At 33.1% G+C, this 20183-nt stretch carries 9 protein-coding genes, 1 tRNA gene and 1 pseudogene; 4 read left to right on the top strand and 7 right to left on the bottom strand.

Features of this window, described 5'->3' with window-relative positions:
• Positions 1 to 99: 99 nt before the first annotated feature.
• The 6 genes and pseudogenes from ABD935_RS01450 to ABD935_RS01430 form a co-directional block, all read right to left on the bottom strand.
• Positions 100 to 1584 (bottom strand): RagB/SusD family nutrient uptake outer membrane protein, encoded by a 1485-nt coding sequence (locus ABD935_RS01450; RefSeq protein ID WP_345189742.1) that lies wholly within the window; start codon positions 1582 to 1584, stop codon positions 100 to 102.
• 18 nt (positions 1585 to 1602) lie between these two features.
• Positions 1603 to 4641 carry a SusC/RagA family TonB-linked outer membrane protein gene (locus ABD935_RS01445; protein WP_345189740.1) on the bottom strand — a complete coding sequence of 1013 codons (3039 nt, stop codon included), beginning with the start codon at positions 4639 to 4641 and terminating at the stop codon, positions 1603 to 1605.
• Between the two features lie 317 nt (positions 4642 to 4958).
• Positions 4959 to 5333 (bottom strand): annotated as a pseudogene (locus tag ABD935_RS16570) (transposase); the annotation flags it as partial.
• A gap of 225 nt (positions 5334 to 5558) precedes the next feature.
• The gene (locus ABD935_RS01440; protein ID WP_345189739.1) at positions 5559 to 7223 is read right to left on the bottom strand and encodes a tetratricopeptide repeat protein; all 1665 of its coding nucleotides are present in this window, start codon (positions 7221 to 7223) and stop codon (positions 5559 to 5561) included.
• Positions 7224 to 7674: 451 nt separating this feature from the next.
• A complete protein-coding gene (locus tag ABD935_RS01435) occupies positions 7675 to 8412 on the bottom strand; it encodes a hypothetical protein (protein ID WP_345189737.1) in 738 nt (245 codons plus the stop codon).
• A 99-nt stretch (positions 8413 to 8511) separates the two neighbouring features.
• On the bottom strand, positions 8512 to 11019 hold the full coding sequence (locus ABD935_RS01430; protein WP_345189736.1) for a T9SS type A sorting domain-containing protein: 2508 nt from the start codon (positions 11017 to 11019) through the stop codon (positions 8512 to 8514).
• Positions 11020 to 11499: 480 nt separating this feature from the next.
• Here ABD935_RS01430 and ABD935_RS01425 point away from each other — a divergent pair, with 480 nt between their 5' ends.
• From ABD935_RS01425 to ABD935_RS01415, 3 genes are read left to right on the top strand one after another with little or no spacing between them, the layout of a single operon-like run.
• Positions 11500 to 14586, top strand: coding sequence for a SusC/RagA family TonB-linked outer membrane protein (locus ABD935_RS01425; protein ID WP_345189735.1), 3087 nt, complete (start codon positions 11500 to 11502; stop codon positions 14584 to 14586).
• Positions 14587 to 14603: 17 nt separating this feature from the next.
• Positions 14604 to 16325, top strand: a complete 1722-nt coding sequence (locus tag ABD935_RS01420; protein ID WP_345189734.1) for a RagB/SusD family nutrient uptake outer membrane protein — start codon at positions 14604 to 14606, stop codon at positions 16323 to 16325.
• Between the two features lie 11 nt (positions 16326 to 16336).
• A complete protein-coding gene (locus ABD935_RS01415; RefSeq protein WP_345189733.1) occupies positions 16337 to 17926 on the top strand; it encodes a hypothetical protein in 1590 nt (529 codons plus the stop codon).
• A gap of 689 nt (positions 17927 to 18615) precedes the next feature.
• On the opposite strand, the gene ABD935_RS01410 is transcribed toward ABD935_RS01415, so the two are convergent.
• Positions 18616 to 18689, bottom strand: a tRNA-Arg gene (locus tag ABD935_RS01410).
• Positions 18690 to 18867: 178 nt separating this feature from the next.
• Here ABD935_RS01410 and ABD935_RS01405 point away from each other — a divergent pair.
• Positions 18868 to 19872, top strand: coding sequence for a c-type heme family protein (locus ABD935_RS01405; RefSeq protein WP_345189731.1), 1005 nt, complete (start codon positions 18868 to 18870; stop codon positions 19870 to 19872).
• The last annotated feature ends 311 nt before the right edge of the window (positions 19873 to 20183 follow it).

The raw sequence follows: 20183 nt of genomic DNA, 5'->3' as shown, positions 1-20183 counted from the left end.
AAAGTAAAAATTTAATTTAGAAGAAGTGTTTAAGAAAAAACCTCATCAATTTATAACATAAAGATGAGGTTTTTTAATAAAATAAACTAACTCAAATAATCAATTACAACATGGGTTTTGATCCCAATCAGGTCTTAATAGCATTTCATTCAATGGTATTGGTGCATAATAGAATTTTTGGAATGCACTTTCTGGACTTCCTGCAGAAGCCCCTATAAGTGGCAATTCTCTATCATCCGTTATCCTTTTACCTGTAGCCTCTGCAACCATTTCATTTCTAACTAAGTTGTACCATCTATGCCACTCTCCAGCAAATTCCCATCCAGCTTCTGCTATTACAGCTTTATGGAATTCGTCACTATTTAAACCTGTTAAGTCAACACTGTTATCGGTAACTCCTGCAGCTCTTCTTCGAACTTTGTTTAAGGCATCATAAGCATCCCCATTTGGGTTACCATCTGCTTTGTTTTGTGCCTCGGCATACATTAATAAAACATCTGCAAACCTTAACACATAAGGATTCAAACTATTTTGCCAATTTTGAGGTAAGCTATATCCCGTAAGTTTTGAGTAATATGGATTACCTTGAATAGTTTCCTCCCAAGCTAAAGAACCACCTGCAAAAGATGTTCTAAACGTATCATCTTTTCTTGGTCCTTCAGGAAACTCATTAAAGAAAGCTATTTCAGCAAAATAATCATCCCAACCATTTCCAGGACTATCATCTGGCGCACCAATAGAAAGAGGCATTCTATTGCTTAAGCCCCAATCTCCACCATTATCAGCTTGCACTGCTAATACACTTTCTACGTTATTATCGTTTGCAACTAACCAAAGATCTCTAAAAACAGGCATTAAATCATGACCAGAATTATCTATAACATCTTTAGCTAAACCCGCAGCTTTAGCATAGTTAGCTGTATTTTTTAAAGGCCAACCAGCAGTCGTTAAATATACTTTTGCCAACATAAATTTAGCAGCCCAAACAGTAGGTCTCCCTGGTTCCCCAGGCCAAATATCTGGCAAGTTTTCTGTAGCAAAGTCTAAATCTTTAATAACTTGATCATATACATCACTTTCTGGAGATCTAGGCTCTTCCCCTGAAGCTACATCTGTTGTTACTAAAGGTACAGGTCCAAATGTTCTTACCAATTGAAAATAAGCCCATCCTCTTAAGAAAAATGCCTGAGCTACAGCTTGTTCTCTTTCAAGGCCTTCAGGTGCATTTGTATAATTTGAAATTACAGCATTTGCATAAAAAATAGTCCTAAATAAATGATTCCATCCATGTTCCTGTAACCAGCCATTTCCTGCAGTGTACTGAAATTGGTCAAACTCGCGATAATCCCCTTTATTAGATCCTAATCTTGTGGTAACATCATCTCCTGCTAATGTAGGTATTGAACCTTGAGCATTAAGGAAAAATTCCATATATGGGCGATATATTGCTGAAACTCCAGCATCAAGATCTGTTTGTGTTTTGTAGTATGTAGAAGGCGTAAGTAAGCCTTTTGGTTCTTCTTCTAATGTTGTACAGCTAAACGCAAAGGTTAGCATAACAATAATTAATAAATATTTTTTCATAATAACAGTTTTTAATTTTTAAAATTTAACATTAAGACCAAATGTTACGCTTTTTGGGTTTGGATAAACACCAGTATCATATCCTAAAAATACATTAGAACCTCCTCCAGCATTAACCTCAGGATCGTATCCTTCGTAGTCTGTAATTGTTAATAAATTTTGCCCACTTAATGATAATCTTACAGAATCAATAAATGTAGATTCTAAAATACTTTTAGGTAAGTTATAAGCTAAACTTATATTTTTAAGTCTAATAAAAGTTCCATCTTCAACATATCGAGAATCCTCAGGTTGTTGTTGGTAGGTAGATGTTAACGCTGGTATAGTTGTATTTTGATTATCTGTAGTCCAAGCATTTAATTGATCTATACTTGTACGTGAACTGTCTCCACCAGTACCATTGGTCAATGCTCTATTAATATTAAGTATATCATGCCCTACCATAGATTGAACAAATAAGTTTAAAGTAAAGTTTTTGTAAGAAACCGTATTATTAAAACCCCAAATAAAATCTGGAGCACCATTTCCAATAGTTGTAATATCATCAGACGTAATAGCCCCATCAGGCACACCACTTGGTCCACTTACATCTCTATATTTTGAATCGCCCGGCACTGCACCAAACACAGAGGCTTCAGCAGTCTCATCTGTACCCCAAACACCATCACTAATATAGCCTAGAATGTTACCTATTTCTCCACCAACTTCTATTTTAGTTCCGATCCCATTAGAACCGCTAAAATTACCTCCAGCTGGGAATATAAATTCATCTTTACCAAGGCTTATAGCTGTTGCTTTATTAGTTGAGAAATTAAATGCTGCATCCCATTGAAAATCTTCATTATCAATAATGGTGCCTTCTAACATCGCTTCAAAACCTTTGTTTTCAATTTCTCCTGCATTAAGAAGCTCTGTTATACCTCCAATATAAGTTGGCGGTGTAACTGTAAGCAACACGTCTGTTGTATTCTTTTTATAATAGTCAAAACTAGCTGTAAATCTATTATTGAAAAAACCAATATCAAATCCAAGATCTAACTGAGCAGTGGTTTCCCATTTCAAATCATTATTAGTTAAACCACCTGGGCCAACACCAAAAATAATAGTTGAACCATCTACAATAGAACCAATACCTGTTACTAATGAAGGGAACGAACTATAAGCTCCAACACCTTCATTACCTGTTTCACCCCAACTAGCTCTTAGCTTTAAATTGTTAATAACATTAGAATCACTCAAGAAAGATTCTTCCGAAACTCTCCAACCTATAGCAACAGAAGGGAATGTTGCATTGCTAAATTTGTTTTGGAATTTTGACGATTGATCCTGTCTTACGGTACTGGTTAATAAATATTTATCTTTAAATGCATACTCTACTCTAGCCACATAAGATCTTATACCAGACTCGCTTTCGCCAGAAGAAATGGTATAAGTATCTGCTAAAGCTAAATTAAAATAACTACGATCTAAGTTTGTTAACCCTGTACCTGTGGCTCTAGAACTGAAGCTTTCAGCCCAAGTTTCTTCAAATACCCCTTTTAATGATAATCTATGATCTTCGTTAAACGTGTTTTTGTATTCAACAATATGAGTATGTTGGTATTGTTGAAATTCATTTTCATTAACAAAAGCTTGAGGAGCTTGCAAATCTGCTAAATCATCTTTAAAAAACCTATTTGAACTGTGCTGAATACGTCTTGCTCCAGTAAACGTATATGAAACGTTTTCAACGATATCCCAATTTAAGTTAAAGTTAAAAGTCGTATTGTCTGTATATATATTATCATTTCTACCAAATGCGATTGCTGTAGGTGATGTTGCAATACCAGAAAATCTACCTGTATGGGTTGGTCGTCCGTCATCACCATAGGCAGGAACAGTAGGGCTGTAAAGGATAGCAGCAGCTGTTGGATTAAATAGCGAACTGGTATTACCAATATTCTTTGCAAGTTCATCAGAATAATTGATATAAAAGCCCATTCTTAATTTATCTGAAGCTTCAAAATTAATATTAGCTCTTACGGCTTCTCTTTCATAATTTGAATTTTCTAAGATTCCCAAATTGTTCACCTTATTTCCTGAGATATAATAATCTATTTTTTCAGACCTGCCTGAAATAGATAAATTATGATTTTGTAAAAGCGCATCAGAGCCTTCTCTATAAATTTCATCTTCCCAATCAGTACCACCATTTGTTCTAAAGGCTTCTATTTCAGCTGGAGAAAACTCTGTAGTCCCAGAACTTGAATTTACGATTTCTGCATGTTGTGCAGCAGATAACTTACCTATAGAGTTTGGTAAATATTGCGTAGTCAGCAAGGAGTTAAACTCTATAACCGGTGTATCAGACTTTCCTCTTTTAGTAGTTACAATTATAACCCCATTAGACCCTCTCGCACCGTAAAGACCGGAAGCAGAGGCGTCTTTTAAAATCTCTATAGACTGAATATCTGCTGGATTTAAAGCCGTAAAAGAGGCTCCTAAAACTCCATCTATAACATATAACGGGCTAGAATTATTAGTAATTGAATTAGCTCCTCTAATTCTTACAACAGCTACACTACCTGGAGCTCCACTTGAATTACTTACTTGAACACCTGGACTACGACCCTGAAGGGCATCAGAAGCTATAGCAATAGGCTGCTCTGCAAAGTCTTTTGGTGACACTGAAGAAATTGCTCCCGTAATATCACTCCTTTTTTGAGTTCCATAACCTACTACCACCACTTCGTCAAGTTGTGCGGCATCTTCAGCCAATGCAATTTTAATGTTTGTTTGATTACCTACTGATACTTTTTGCGTTACATAACCAACATAAGATATAATCAATACATCTGTTGGTGAGGTTGAAATAGTAAAATTACCATCAAAATCTGAAACTGATCCTGTAGACGTTCCTTCAACAAGAACATTAGCCCCTGGAATAGGTATACCAGCCTCATCTACGACGGTACCACTAATCATTTGTTGTGCGTTTACTTCTTGAAAGCCTACTAATGAGAAAGCTAAAACAAAAACAGTAAAGCAACCCAATAGTTGAGTAAATTGTTTTTTCATAAGTTTAATTTAGTTGTTAGTAAAATAGTTGTAAATATTGTGTTTACCTTAAATTACAGTATCTGCAATTTGACCGTAAACATTTTAATGAATTTGTAATAATCATATGAAGATATTGAAAATTACTCAGCAAATATGAATTAAATTTCCATAAATCCCCAAAAAAAAAACTAGACAATAACTGAACATCTATTAAAAAAAAGCGACTTAGACCTATGTAATCGCCTATAAAACCTATAAAACCTATAAAAAAAAACAATACTTAGAATAACAAATATTTTTAAGCTAAGAACCTGAATTCGACGTAAGGATGTAGTAAAAAGAGCTAATCGCGTTGTATTTTCTGTTTCAAATTTAATAATTGGTTTCTTTTCTTGAAACGAATACGCAATAAGGCTGGCGGCTAAATCGGTTATGAAATTGCCAAAGCTCCTATGTCAGGAATGTTCAGCCTGGGCAATGTTTTTTAGTTGGTCATTTACAGTTTCAATGACCGATTGTTTGCGTTGCGGTATTTTACTCTTTCAGTGTCATTAATACGTTTTATTGTTTCTAATGCCCGTTGCCATATGAAGTCCTTGGTCAAACAATAAGATGGAAAGTTCTTTGAATATGTACCTTTTATCGGCATATAGGCTACCTAATATTTTCTTCAAAAAGCGGTCTTCTTTCAAAGGCGTTCTGCCATCTACAATCTAGCTTTATAATTTTAACCACTGACATTTTTAGACACTAATAACCTAATGTATAATGAAAAATACTTCTGAAAAAAGACTTTTAATGACTCAATTAAAATGAAATTTCTTTTAATCCACGCTTATTTACAACTACAAAGAGTTTGAATTCAAGTTAAAACCAACTTGACTAAAACTATACAAAATCTTTAAAAACGATACTTGAAGTTGACAAAAACTATATTATAAGGAATTTATGTAGTCTTCTAAATTTATAGTTCTTGGAAGATTCATTTTTTTTCTGATTCGGTGACGTGATGTATGAACTGACTCAACGGATATACCTAATAGCCTAGACATTTCTTTACTAGACATATTTAATTTGATTAAAGCGCAAATTTTTTGATCACCTTGGCTAAGGTTAGGGAATTTTTTAAATATTTTATCATAGAATTCTTTATTAACCTCAATAAACCGATGTCTAAATTCGTCCCATGTATTATCACTATTTACAGATACTGATCTTAATATTTTATTTAAATCACTCTTTTTAATAATGGGATCCCCCTCTCTTACTTTAGTTTTTAAATTTTTCAAAAACTCATCTTTTTCAATAAGTTGCAACGCAGAAGCCGCCAATTCTTTATTCTTCAGCTCCAAAAGCTCTTTTGCTTTTTGATTTTCTAACTCCTGATTCCGCCTTATTAACTGCTTTTCTACCTTATGCTTATCTCTTAGGTTTTTAATATAGAAATAACCTATTACTAAAATAAAAATCACGGAAGCAAATAGAATTATTCTTTGCAAATTTTTAATTTCGGCTTCTTGCTCTAATTGCTTCAAATGCTGAGCTTGTATTAATTTTTCTTGCCTCTCTTTTTCTAATCTATAGTCATCTTTAATTTCTAACAATGATTTATTTTCTGGGCTTCTACTGTCAAAAAATTGCCTGTCTAGTTCTTTGGCTTTATTAATGTTTTCATAAGCTTTTTTATAGTCATTCTTATGGAGGTAAACTTCAGACAATTTTTCATAGACTAATGGCGTAAAGTCAATATGGCTTTTATAATCTGATGATGCTTTTAAGGATTTTAAATAATATGCTTCACTTTTATTAAGATTATTCAATGCTAAATAAATATCACCCCAATATTTATAGTAAAGCACCATATAAGAAGGTATATTGTTTTCAAACCATGGATGAATACGTTCCATAATATTTATCGCTTCAAGCCCTTTATTTTTTTTTGAAAGATAAATAGCCTTTTCAAAATCCAAATAGGCTTTAGGTGTTGGAGATTCCTTCTCATCATAATATGTATAACTGGAATCCAAATAAATTTTAGCCAAATCAGGCTTATTAAGTTCACGATAGGTAGCTGCTATTGAATAATAATATGAGGATAATAGTGCTGTACCCCGATTGTTTTCTGATAAGAATTTTTTTTGTGTTTGTAAAGCCTTATTTAAAAATTCGATGGATTTATCCTCTCTTTTATAATAACTATAAATTCTTCCTAACCTTTGATAGATTACTGATTTCACTTCGTCATTTTCTATGTTATCCATCAACAAAAGCGCCTTCCAAAGCGCATCATAAGATTTTGCGTATTTAGCAGAGGTTTCATAAATAAAAGCTTTTTCAAGTAAATTTTTTGTAGCATTTAGCGTGTCTTTTGATTGAATGTACTTTTCGTAACTATAATTAAACAAAACAACCGCACTATCTGGATTTTGAAATCTTATTTCTAGAGCTTTATTGTAGGCTTCTTCAGCATTTAAACTAATACCATTCTGTTTGTTTTCTTGTGAAAACCCATCAGTTATTCCAAAATAAATTAGACTTAAAATAATATAACCAAGGCTAAAGTTACTTGAATTTAAAAGTTTTTTAAATATATAGGTCATTAAGTATAGATTGGATTACAATTTTAATCAGAAATAAAAGTAACCAATTTATCCATATAGTATGATAGAATCCTAAATAAATTAGAATTTGATTTATGATATTTAAAAATTTATTTTCAATACATAAAAAATAAATTATTTAAACCTTTTAGTATAATTGGCTTATTAACCACAATTTCAACATATTGTAAAGGAGCTGAACTTAACTGAAGAAAAGGTTATAAAAAGCTTAATACAATTGAAGTAAATGTAGCAATTGAGCTAATTGATATGTTCTCAACCTTAAAAAGTACAACTTAATTATATAAAACTACTTTTGATTTTTCTATTTTGAGATATAGAACTCTAAATTTTAAAATGAAATAGAAAATCAAAATATAGCAAAAAAGCAAATCGCCTAAAAATTGCTTTTTAGACGACCGCTTTTAAAAATATTTAAATTGTTGTGCTGTTATTTCACAAATTTCAACACACCACTCTCTGTTGATAAAATATACATAGCCCCGCCTTTTAAAGAAGCCGTACTAATTTCATTAGAAATAGCACCTTTAGAAATTACTCTTCCAGTTAAATCATAAATTGAATAATCTCCACTTATCTTACTATCAAAAACAATAGCATCAAGGTTTGCATTATAAAAAGCTGCTAATTTACTTTTATTGAAATCATTTGTGCTTAAAATTTCTTCCTCAATGGTTGATACGAAATTAATATATGTTTGATCACCGGAAGGATTAGCACCTACAACTTGAAGTATATATAGGTAACCTGCTACATAATCAGCAGTCAACTCTACAGGTAAATAACCTGCTGGTATATCAACCACAACAGTAGCCTCACCAGCTGTAAAATCTGAAGGCGTTAAGGTGGCAAGAGTTGTGGCATTATCATTGCCCCAGTTAAGAGGAGCATTTCCAAAACCAACTCTAGAGAAATTAATAAATAATTCAGGACCAACCGAAGGATTAGTTTCATCGTAATTTGTAATATGAAGGCTTATTCCACTACTATTAGAGTTATTAAAAGAATAGTTAGGAACACCACCCCAAGGATAACCAGCAAAGCTACCCGGATTAGAAGCATAAACGGTACCTCCATTCATAGCAACAGAATAGTAAGTCTGTGCAGTTAAACATGTTGTGCTGGCCATTAAGCCGAACATCATAAAGAATAAAGTAATTTTTTTCATAATATTAGTTTTAAGTTTAAAATTTAGCTTAAAATTAATTATTTACCACGTGCATTGCTTTATTTAAGACTTGACAAAAACTTGACAACTTATGAAAAGTTATTTTTTTAACACTTTAAAATTCAACCCACTATCTGTTTGTAAGAAATAAAGCCCATTAACAAGATTAGAAATATCAATAACATCATTTACTTTTAATGATGCTACTTTTATTCCAGTAATACTATAAATAGTAATCTCTTTATAGTTTATAGAACCTTTAAAATTTATTATTCCAGAAGTGGGATTAGGATAAACCTTTATCGAGGATGCTAATTGGAAATCGTTAACACTTAAAGTTAGGTTTCTTAAATCACTACTAAAATTAAATATTTGTAATGTTAAGGTACTTATATGCCCTCCGGAATCACCAAACGCTACTGAAATAGTATTATTTGCTTGTATCAAATCAAATGGAACTGGAATTTCTAAAACGCCAAAAAACCGTTCACGTTGTAATTGATTATCACCTCTCCAATTGTTTGGAACAGGAACTGAAGTGCCATTAACTTCTATTATAGGATGTAACGACAAACCATGTTGTCTGCCAATACCAACCCTCAAGACGGCTTCACCAAAAGTGTTTTTAGAAACACTATTTACTTGAAAATTCACGGCTTGATTTGCAACAATTGGCTGCAAGTAAGTTGTAGCATAATATTTAGTTTCGGTATTAGATTCATCAATTAAAATAGAATTATTAAAAGTATATTCCAGAATCATCGTGCTTTCAGAATTCAGTGTAACAGCTGGAGTATCTGTAGCTAATGATTCTTCTAATAATACTGGTAAATTACCACCATCCAGATATAAATGTTTTTTAGTGAGTGTAGAAATGGTTTCGCCTTCAGTTTCCAATAAAGTTAAATCAATAACCTCATCGTTGAAATTAAGATTGTTAAGTATGATGTATGCCTTGTTGCCATCTACATAACCATCAACTTGAATGTCTAAATTATCTGAAAACGTATCGATTCGAGTTCCATTTACATTGCTCCATAACTGATAAAACTTAACCATGTCTGTGTAAATCCATTGGCCTGTATAACTTGTAGGCTCATTTTCTTTACGCATTAAACGATGGTTGTATGGGATGCCATTATTATACCCCCATTCTGCTTTTACTATTAAGAAATTCATAGCAGAAGCAATGTTGTTTGGTCTATCAAGAAAAGACATTAACTGGGCATTTTGTGCTTTTAAATGAAGCCAGTCTCTATATGGGCTCCATTGTTGTTGCGAATAATCATGCATTTGTGCACCATATTCAGATATTACAAAAGGTTTTACTTGACCAAAAGACATATAACTATACTGTTCCATCATGTCAAAAGTTGCTTCAACATTACTTCCAGAGCGTAATTTTTTCTGCCCTCCTCCAATTGAAGGGAAATCATATAAATGAATAGACCAAAAGTCCATATTATTACCAGCAACATCCATGAATAACTTCCATCTGTTGTTCCAACGTTGAAAATTACCTTTTTCAAAGTTTGGAAATGCCGTTGTATAACCACCAACTAAAGCGGTTGGTACTTGAGCTTTTATAGCTAAAGCAACCTCATTATGAAAATCTGCAATTTCTTGTAATGAATTAGAATAATCTTCTGGACCTCCAAGATGCTCATAAGCAGGTTCATTTATAATTTCTATATAAGATGGAATGGGTTGACCATTGTTGCCATGAAACTCATTTATATACCTTCCCATGTATTCTCCCGTCGCCGTTCCATTGGCAAAACTCCAGCCTTGATTTGTTGCTTCTTGTCCAGTCCCTGTCCAAAAAGGATATTTTTGAGCACCTACAATTAAATTGTTTCTTACTTCATAGGAATGTAAATTTGTTTGTGAAGCATACCAATTACGCCTATTTAAACCAAGTGACGCCATATGAGCAGGGTTAGCATATCCTGTTCTAGTAGGATCTTCTTGAACTTGATTTGAATTCCATGTAATTCCACCAGTATCTCTACCCATGTAAACATCATAACCATTTAAAAAATGGTCTTTTAAATCAGCCGTAAAATTAGTTCCATTCCATTCATTCTCTGTTTGATTTGCATGAATAGTAATAAATTTTGAACGGTCAAATGTTTCAGTACTTCCTACAATGTGTTTGGCATTTAGATTTGCCGTTACTTGCGAATTACTAACAGCTGAAGATACTGCAATATTTACACTACCATTAGCTGACCCTCCACCATCATCAACCAAAAAAATTATTAGCTTATAAAAATGTCCAGCAACTAAAGTGTTACTTTCTGGTACATTAGCAGGAATTGTATAATTATAACTTATAACATCATTATTAGGATGCGTATCAGACGGTGACCCAGAAAGAGGACAAGTCATAAAGGCTCCATATTCAGCAATAGTTTGTTCGGCTGCATCAACTTCCCTAACCCAAACACAGATATAATCTAAATCTGGAGTGCTGTACGTTATCTCCATTCCAATTTCTTGCCCAGGCGAAAAAGTAAGATTGGTTGGTGCATTTGTCCAAGTAACCATGCTTTGAGCAAATGAAAATCCAGATGCCAACAAAAATATAAGAGTAATTTTTTTCATAATGTTAATGCAGTTAAAGCTAATAAATACTAAATATATATATATAAAATCAACGATTAGTTTGAAGCCACTTGATATAAACTTGACAAAAATTATTATTTATAGGTAAAATGACATTGGGCTTTTAATTCATAAAACTAATTTGGTTAGTGTGATAATAGGTTGAAAAACTCATGTTTTTTTATTAATTTAGACATAAGGATAACATAGAAATTATTTGATTTAAAAGATCTATTTGTAATGTACTAGATGATGATTAATTTTAAGGAAACCATGTATTAGCTTAAATCTTTTAAAAACTCAATTCCAGTTAATATTTAAGCAGTAAACCCGAAAGAGAATCTATTTTATAATCAAGTTATAGTCAAGTTAAGGGAATATCAAAAAAGAGCTTGTTCAGTTTTTGTCAAGTCACATATTAAAGAGTTTGTTAATATTTTCACAATATTTGGCAAAAGTTTAATTTAAATTAATAAAAATATGAGCTTAAAATTACGAATATGCAGTATCAAACGATTTAGTTTATCTGCATTGATGTTGATTAGTTTTTCTTTAATTCAAGCACAAACCAAGCAAGTAAGCGGAAATGTTTCTTCAGATGGGCAACCACTTCCTGGAGTTAATATTCTGGTTAAGGGCACTAATAACGGCGTCGTGACAGATTTTGATGGAAACTATCAAATCAACGCTAGCACTAATGATGTTTTAGTTTTTAGTTATGTTGGGTTTATAACCAAGCAAGTAACTGTTCAAAACAACAGTACCATTAATATGACCCTAGAAGAAGACATGTCTGAATTAGATGAGGTTATTGTAGTTGGTTATGGTACCCAGAAAAAGAAAGAAGTTACAGGTGCCGTTACCCAAGTAAAAGCAGAAGATATTGTAAGTTCTCCTGTTTCAGATTTAGGTGCTGCTATTCAAGGTAAGGTAGCTGGTGTTAATATTCAGGCTGCAAGTGGTCGTCCAGGTGAAGCTTCAAACGTTCAAATTAGAGGTATTGTTTCAATTAATGGTGGAGGTCCCCTTTATGTTGTAGATAATATTCCGCAAGAAGGAAACCCTAACATAGCTCCTGAGCAAATAGAATCTATCGATATATTAAAGGATGGTGCATCCGCCTCTATTTATGGTGTTAGAGCATCTGGTGGTGTAATTTTAATTACAACTAAAAAAGGTAAAGCTGGTAAAATGAAGGTTGACTTCAACACCTATACTGGTATCCAGAATATTACTTCTGGAACACCTTTGATGAATACAACAGAGCAACTTTACAACTTAGAAGTTACTACAGAACAATTAGGAACAGAACCATTAACATTTTTCTTCAACCCTAATGCATTAGATTTTGATTCAGACTTTGTTGGAGATGTGCAAGAAGATAACGCTCTAGTGCAGAATGTGGATTTAAATATTTCTGGAGGCGCAGAAAACCTAACTTTTAACTTTAACACGAATTACTTTAAACAAGATGGTGTTTTACTTAATTCTGGTTTTGATAGGTTAACAAACCGTATTACAGGACAGTTCATTAAAGGTAAATTTAAAGCTTTTGCAACAATGGGCTTTACCACAGAAAACCGTAGTCAAGAACCATTTGCTTTATATGAATATGGTATTGGACAAAGCCCATGGGCTAGACCATTATCTGAAATCCCAAGTATTGGAGAAAACAGTGTTGAGCTGGATGTTGGAAACGAAATTTTCTATAGCTTCTTATCAAGACAGCTTGACAATGTTGATGAGAGAGAGATAAAAAGTAACAACATTGCTGTTAACTTAGAATACGAAGTTTTAAAAGGTTTAAAGTACAAATTAAACATAGGTAGAAATGAGTGGAACTTCTTTAGAAAATTCTTTAGACCACAATATTTGGCATTTTCAAGGACGGGAACTTATAACCCAACCGCTTCTATCCCTAATGCTATATTACAAGAGAGCTACATTTTCAATAAGAGAGAAACTATAGAGCATATTTTAAACTACTCTAAAAGCTTTGGTAAGCACAATTTAAACTTACTAGCTGTAGCATCTTACGAGAGACAACAATCAAGAAGTATTGGTGTTGGTGTACAATTTGGAGATGATGCTAGTAATGACGTACAAGTTTTATCTGCTGGAGCAGAAGGTATTAGACCTACTGGAACTGAAAATGCTCAAACCCTATCAGGTAAACTTGCAAGAATTCAATATAATTACGATGGTAAGTATTTATTATCTGCTAGTTACAGGCGAGATGGATCATCTAACTTTCCTGAAGAAAATAGATATGGTGGTTTTCCAGCAGTCTCTGTAGGTTGGAATGTAGATCAAGAAAACTGGTTTAATGTAGATGCCATTAGCTCTCTTAAATTTAGAGCAAGTTGGGCAGAATTAGGGTTCCAAGGTATTTCTCCATATTCTTTCATTCCAATTATAGAATCGGGTGCTAATTACCCTTTTGGAGCAGATGAAGAATTAAGTTTCGGGTTTACCCAAAGAAGATATACAAACACAGACATACAATGGGAAACTCAAGTTTCTAAAAATATTGGTATAGATTTATCTATGTTAAATAATAGATTAAATATTACTGCTGATATTTACGAAAACAGTAAATCTTTAATGCTTTTAAGTCAGCCTCTACCTCCTTCAACAGGAACGTCTCAACCTAGAGCTGCTTCTCAATACAATTCTGTAATAGTTAATGCAGGAGATATGACTAATAAAGGTATTGAAATAGCAATAAGTTATAGAGATAAAATTGGAGAGGATTTTGATTTTGATATTTCTGGAACGTTTACTAAAAATGTCAATGAAGTAACAGATTTAAATGGCATTGAAAGAGGCTTTGCTAATGGTAGGCCAGTTAACTCTAGAGGACCAAATACAGAGTTTACAACATTCCTTGCTGAAGGCCACGAAGCTGGTGCTTTCTTCTTATTTCAAAATGATGGTGTGATAAAAACCCAAGCAGAATTGGATGAATACAAACTACTAAATTTGGCTAGCGTAAGTTCTCCTCAACTTGGAGACATGAGGTATAAAGACGTTAATGATGACGGAAAAATCAACGATAATGATAGAGCGTATTCAGGTTCTGGTCAACCAGAATTTGAAGCAGGATTGAATATAAATGTTCAATACAAAGGATTTGATTTAGCTGTACAAAGCTACTTAGCTTATGGTGCTGAAGTATATAATGGTGCTAAATTATATGCGTATAGTGGTGGAAGACACAGAGATTTAGTTAATATGTGGAGCCCGCAAAACCCGACTTCAGATGTTCCAACTTTTAGACAAAATGCATTTCACAGTAATGTGAGAGCTGCATCTGATTATTTCTTAGAAGATGGTACATATTTAAGAATCAGAACGCTTTCAATTGGTTATTCTATTCCAGGAACTGAAAACGTTGGTATTGAAAAAGCTAGAGTTTACTTATCTTCATTAAATCCATTTACATTTACTAACTATACAGGTTATGATCCTGAAGTTGGTGGAGATGGATTATTCACTAGAGGCGTTGATGCTGGCAGTTACCCTGTAACACGTCAATTCATGCTAGGTGTACAAATAAGTCTTTAAAAATAAAAAATATAACTATGAAGTCAATTAACAACAATATTTTAAATCTATTCTTGCTTGCTGCTCTGGTGTTTACTGGATGTAGCGAAGCAACATTTTTAGATGAACAAAATCCTAATGCTATCACACCTGATACATTTTGGAAGACTGAGAAACAATTTACTAGTGCACTTTCAGCTGCATATAGCGCGTTGCAATTCCAAAGCGTAAGTGGTGGAGAATTACAATACGAATTTGTATTGGGAGATATTGCTGGCACAGAATCTTGGTACCGTCCAAATGCGTTTAGAAACTTAACTTTTAATGATGGTATTTATCATGTCACCGATAAATGGAATGAATTATACATCGGTATTTTTAGAGCGAATCAGGTTATCGAGTATATCCAAACTGCCGAGGATAGTGAATTCTCTGATAATTCAAAAGCCGAAATAGAAGCACAAGCACGTTTTTTAAGAGCATTTTTCTATTTTCAATTAGCCCACACCTATGGAGGTGGTATGATCCATGACAAAGTTGCTTCAACTGATGCAGAGTTCTCAAAACCTTTTTCAAGCATTGATGATATAAATTCAACTATAATTATTCCAGATTTAAAGTTTGCAAAAGATAATTTACCACAAACATGGAATGCTAAAAACCAAGGAAGAGCAACTTGGGGAGCTGCAACTAGCTTATTAGGTAAAGTATATTTATACGACGAAAACTGGGGTGAAGCTGCTAGTCTTTTTAAAACAGTGATAGACTCTCAAGTTTACGAATTAACTAGAAATATTGAGGATAACTTTCAGCACGAAAATGAATTCAATAAAGAATCTATTTTTGAAGTAAACTATTCTTTTGATATTGCACCAGGTGTTAATGGTGCTGTTGTTGATGATAGCGCATTCGAATCTGGAGCTGAATCTTCTGCAATGGCAACTGCTGTAGGGCAACTAAACTTTGGTGCATTTAATACTGTGCTTCCTTCTTATAACCTTCATGAAATGTTAGTTTATGATGAAGTAGATACTGAGAATCCTATTAACGATGATAATATAGAATCAAGAAGAATGAATTCAACTATTGCTCCTAGTAATGGAGAAGGCTTATATTATCAAATCCCTTATACTGAAGCTAGAGGCTGGGGTTTTGGACAAAGTGCTTATGTTAAAAAACATTCTAACTGGTATCATTTAGAAGCAGAACCTGCTCAAAACAGATCAGGTATTAACTTTAGACATATTAGATATGCTGATGTGCTATTAATGTATGCAGAAGCTGTTCTTAAAGACAGTAACGATTATACTACTGCTATTGCATATATAGATATGGTTAGAAGTCGTGCTGGAGTAATTACGCTACAAAAATACATGGATGATAATGGAGGTTCGTTTCCTCAATTACACGTAAGTAAGCAGGTACATGGAGATCACCCATTGGTTGCAGCTAACCCACAAACAGTTTTAACCCATTTACAACGTGTTGAAAGAGCAATTGAGTTATGCTTTGAAGGCCATAGATGGAAAGATTTAGTACGTTGGGGTATTGCTAAAGAAGTATTTGATGAATTACATGCAGATGAAGTATGGAGACAAACCAATTTTAGTACACTTGTAGTCGGTGAAGCTCCTTTGTTTATTGCAGAAAGAATAAGACCCGATTTTGTTAAAGCTGCTGAAAATTATAGTCCAACACAGCACAACTACTTTCCAATACCTAGTGGAGAGGTACAAACAAACGATAATTTAAATAATTAAAAAAAGCAATTATGAAAAATATAAAGATTTTACAATTTATGTTCATAGCTTCATTATTACTTTTTAGCTGTAATGAAGATGAATCAGTTACTTTAGTTGAGCCTAACCACAGAGTTATAGTAACCTCTGAAATGAATTTTGAAAACACTATTAATATTGGTGGTCATATAGATTTCGGTGATTTATCTCGTGGCGTAAAATCACGCGTTTGGACGTTTCCAACAAACGCAACAAACATTTCTGGTGAAGATGGAAACACATCAGCTAGAGATGTAATAAAAGGTTTCTTTTATGAGCCTGGGGTGTATGATGTAGTTTTAAGTCAAGTTTTCAGTGGCAATGTTTATCCTAATGAAGATAGCACAGAGCCTATCCAAGGCAGAGAATTAGACACTACAATTGTAGTGACAGTTCGGGGTAATGTAGCTGCCAACATTCAAATTAATTATGTAAATGATGATGGAAGTACCGGAGCCCCTTTAAATTTGTCAAATAATGCTGAAAATGAAATTATCGCTAGTAAGTATGTACGTTTAACTCAAGGTAGCACAGGTGAACCAACTGATTTTAATTGGAGCTTAAATGGTGCTAAACCAGAACAAGTTCTTATAGCAGATGATCCAGATGCAGAAACAGATGTGCGTTACAGTAAATTAGGTACTTGGGACTTGCAATTTATTGCATCAAGAACAAGACCAACGGATGCTGACACTATTTATATCAAAAATTTCATCAAAGTTAATCCATCTACCGAGCCTGTAGTACTTGATAGAGTTTTTGAAAAAGAAGCTCAAACAAAAATTGGATTAGAGTTTAGTAGAGAAATGGATCCAGCAACGGTAAATAAAAACAATTTTACTGTTTCTATTGATACTGCTGGAGGTGCTACGTTAAATCCTGAAATAGCTAGTGTTACAGTTGATGCTAATGAAGGTAATATTCTTGTTGTTGAGTTAGCAAACGAAGTGATGTACAATGACGATATCGTCAAAATATCTTATACACCAGGTGTATTAAGTACACTTGATGCTGTACAGGCTACTACTATTACAGATGCTATACTCACTGATTTTATAAAGACAAATATTCTAGAAAGCCTTAATGTAGATCATTCAATTGAAACTTCTGACGATAGTAATTGGCCTTACCTATGGTGGGGAGGACAATGGGGTGAATATGACTTAAGCGTGTCTTTTGATCGAGCCCACACTGGAGACAAAAGTTTATACATAGAGTTTAGACCTAATGGAGGAATGATTATTGGGCACAAAGATGCAGGTGGTGCAGATATCACTTTTACTGTAGAAAGTGGTTTTAAGTATGAGATGGGTGCTTGGATATATATAGAGGATTTAGGAAATATAACAGGAGAAGCAAATGTTAGGATGTATTGGACTCCTGGTACCAACTGGGGTATTGGAGACAATGTAACTTTTGCGCCTACCACAACTACAGGAGAATGGTTCTATAGCTCTTCTGTTGTCCAATTCGCCGCAGCAGGTGAAGTAGGTTATATGATAAGAGGAATCAACACCAATACGGAGAGGCTTAAGTTTTATATGGATGATTTAACTCTGTATAAGCTTACTAGCAGACCTTAATATTATATTATAATTTGTTTTTAAAAAAGAAGAGATTACCTTCTCTGGTTTACTAGTAACAGCCTATTTTTTCTTAAGGATAAACAAGTTAGTTTAAGACTTTAAAACAATGAGTTTATTTAGTTAGTTTAGTTACAAAAAGGGGAAAGTCATTTAAAGCTTTCCCCTTTTTATGTTATATAAGTCAATCAAGTACCTATATCCATATTTTAAACTTGCTTTCCCTTAGTTAGAAATGAGAAGCGATTGAATAAAACAAACTAAATATTATGCTTTTTTCAAAAAACCATCAAGTAGTTCATCCTATTAACCTGAGTTTGACGTAAGAAAGTCAAATTTTGAGCATAGAAAAAGCAGAATATTTAGTATATTAAAGTACTGAAATTTAATTTTTTTAATAGAGAATTGAATAATCATACTGTCTAAAAGACTCGTGACGTACCCCCTTTCTCTGAAAGCGAATATTTGCTATTTTTTGCATATCCCCGTTCTTTTTTAAAAAATCTTTTCATTCAGAGATATCTTTCCTAAAAGTTTTCATTTATTGAAAGTTATTTAGCAATAATATAGAACGAACCATTTTAAGGGTATTTCTTAAGCTTACTAACCTATCCATCAAAAGGTGACACATTGGCTAAAACGAAAAAACCCAATCAACTTTATATCAGTTAATTGGATTTAATTTGAAGTGACCTCGACTGGATTCAAACCAGTAACCTCTTGAGCCGTAATCAAGTGCGCTATTCAGTTGCGCCACGAGGCCTTTTTGATGGGTGCAAATATACATTTTTTATTAAAACCCTACCAAATCTTATTTCAATTTAATCAAATTTTTAATTATTCATCTTTTCTAAATATAATACCTATTAGGTAACTAATGTTACAAGACATGATAATAGTATGGACTAATTTTATGCTGTATTATTAAAATGTAATAGTTCATGAAAAATTTTGTGTTACTTATTTTCTTTTCAGTCTTAATTCTTAGTTGTAACAATTCTAAAAACAAAGAATATTCTGCTTCCATAAAACAATTAAAAACCAATAACCATCCAGGAAAAAAGTTAATGGAAACCAATTGTTATGTTTGCCATAGTCCTTCTGCAAGCCATAATGATAGAATTGCACCACCAATGATAGCCATAAAAAAGCATTATATAAATGATGATACAACAAAAGAACAATTTATTGCAGCAATGCAAGCTTGGATAAAAAATCCAAATAAAGACAATGCAAAAATGTTTGGTGCTATAAATCGCTTTGGCGTAATGCCAAAAACACCTTATCCTGAAGAGACCATAAAGCAAATTGCCGACTATCTGTTTGATTTTGATATTGAGCAACCAGAATGGTTTGAAGACCACTTCAATGAAGAAAAAGGCAAAGGTCAAGGAATGAGAAACGGCAAAGGAAAAGTAAGCGGTATGCAAAAAAAACAATCCCAAACTAAATCCCAAGATTTACCTTATAACGAACGTGGATTAAAATATGCATTAACTATAAAAGCCGTATTGGGTAAAAATTTAATGGAAACCATTCAAAAAAAAGGGACTCTTGAAGCTTTAGCATTTTGCAATGAAAGAGCATACCCCATAACAGATAGTATGGCTTTGGTGCATAATGCCATAATTAAACGTGTTTCAGACAAGCCTAGAAACGAAAATAACCAAGCTAATAAAGAAGAGTTAAAACACATAAAAACATTTAAACAGATTATTGCAAATGGAGAAGAACCAAATCCAAAAGTAAAAGAACGGAATGATAAAGTACAGGTATTTTATCCAATAACCACTAATGCAATGTGTTTACAGTGTCATGGCAAACCTAATAAAACCATAGAAAAAGCAACATATAAAAAAATAACAGCTTTATATCCAAAAGACAAAGCTTTTGGATATGATTTAAATGAAGTTAGAGGTATTTGGAGCATTACTTTTAATAAATAAAGCAAGTCCGGTATGAACACATTTTTAAGAATTAATAAAACACCTCGGAGAAAGTCCATGAGGTATTATAATTCCAAAAAATCAAATACTAAATTGAAAACCTAAAAACGCAACCTTTACGTTATATTTAAGGCTATATATCCTGCATATTGTAGTTGGAAGACATGGAAGCAATAGAAAAGCAAACTGATGTGGTAGTCAGTTTTTTGGTTGGTTAATAGAAGATATTAATTGGTTTTAATAGGCACTTTCAGATACACACAAATACTTGTAAATCAGCGATATAATTCGTAAATTAGAATAAACAAACC

It is taken from the genome of Algibacter agarivorans (assembly GCF_039543245.1).
Lineage (GTDB): Bacteria > Bacteroidota > Bacteroidia > Flavobacteriales > Flavobacteriaceae > Algibacter_G > Algibacter_G agarivorans.
The sequence above is the reverse complement of the archived record's forward strand: the minus strand, read 5'-3'. Positions and strand labels throughout refer to the sequence as shown.

Bases quoted from the DNA above. Each gene is read 5' to 3' on its own strand.
- ABD935_RS01450 (WP_345189742.1), bottom strand. From the start codon at position 1,584: ATGAAAAAATATTTATTAATTATTGTTATGCTAACCTTTGCGTTTAGC.
- ABD935_RS01445 (WP_345189740.1), bottom strand. From the start codon at position 4,641: ATGAAAAAACAATTTACTCAACTATTGGGTTGCTTTACTGTTTTTGTT.
- ABD935_RS01440 (WP_345189739.1), bottom strand. From the start codon at position 7,223: ATGACCTATATATTTAAAAAACTTTTAAATTCAAGTAACTTTAGCCTT.
- ABD935_RS01435 (WP_345189737.1), bottom strand. From the start codon at position 8,412: ATGAAAAAAATTACTTTATTCTTTATGATGTTCGGCTTAATGGCCAGC.
- ABD935_RS01430 (WP_345189736.1), bottom strand. From the start codon at position 11,019: ATGAAAAAAATTACTCTTATATTTTTGTTGGCATCTGGATTTTCATTT.
- ABD935_RS01425 (WP_345189735.1), top strand. From the start codon at position 11,500: ATGAGCTTAAAATTACGAATATGCAGTATCAAACGATTTAGTTTATCT.
- ABD935_RS01420 (WP_345189734.1), top strand. From the start codon at position 14,604: ATGAAGTCAATTAACAACAATATTTTAAATCTATTCTTGCTTGCTGCT.
- ABD935_RS01415 (WP_345189733.1), top strand. From the start codon at position 16,337: ATGAAAAATATAAAGATTTTACAATTTATGTTCATAGCTTCATTATTA.
- ABD935_RS01405 (WP_345189731.1), top strand. From the start codon at position 18,868: ATGAAAAATTTTGTGTTACTTATTTTCTTTTCAGTCTTAATTCTTAGT.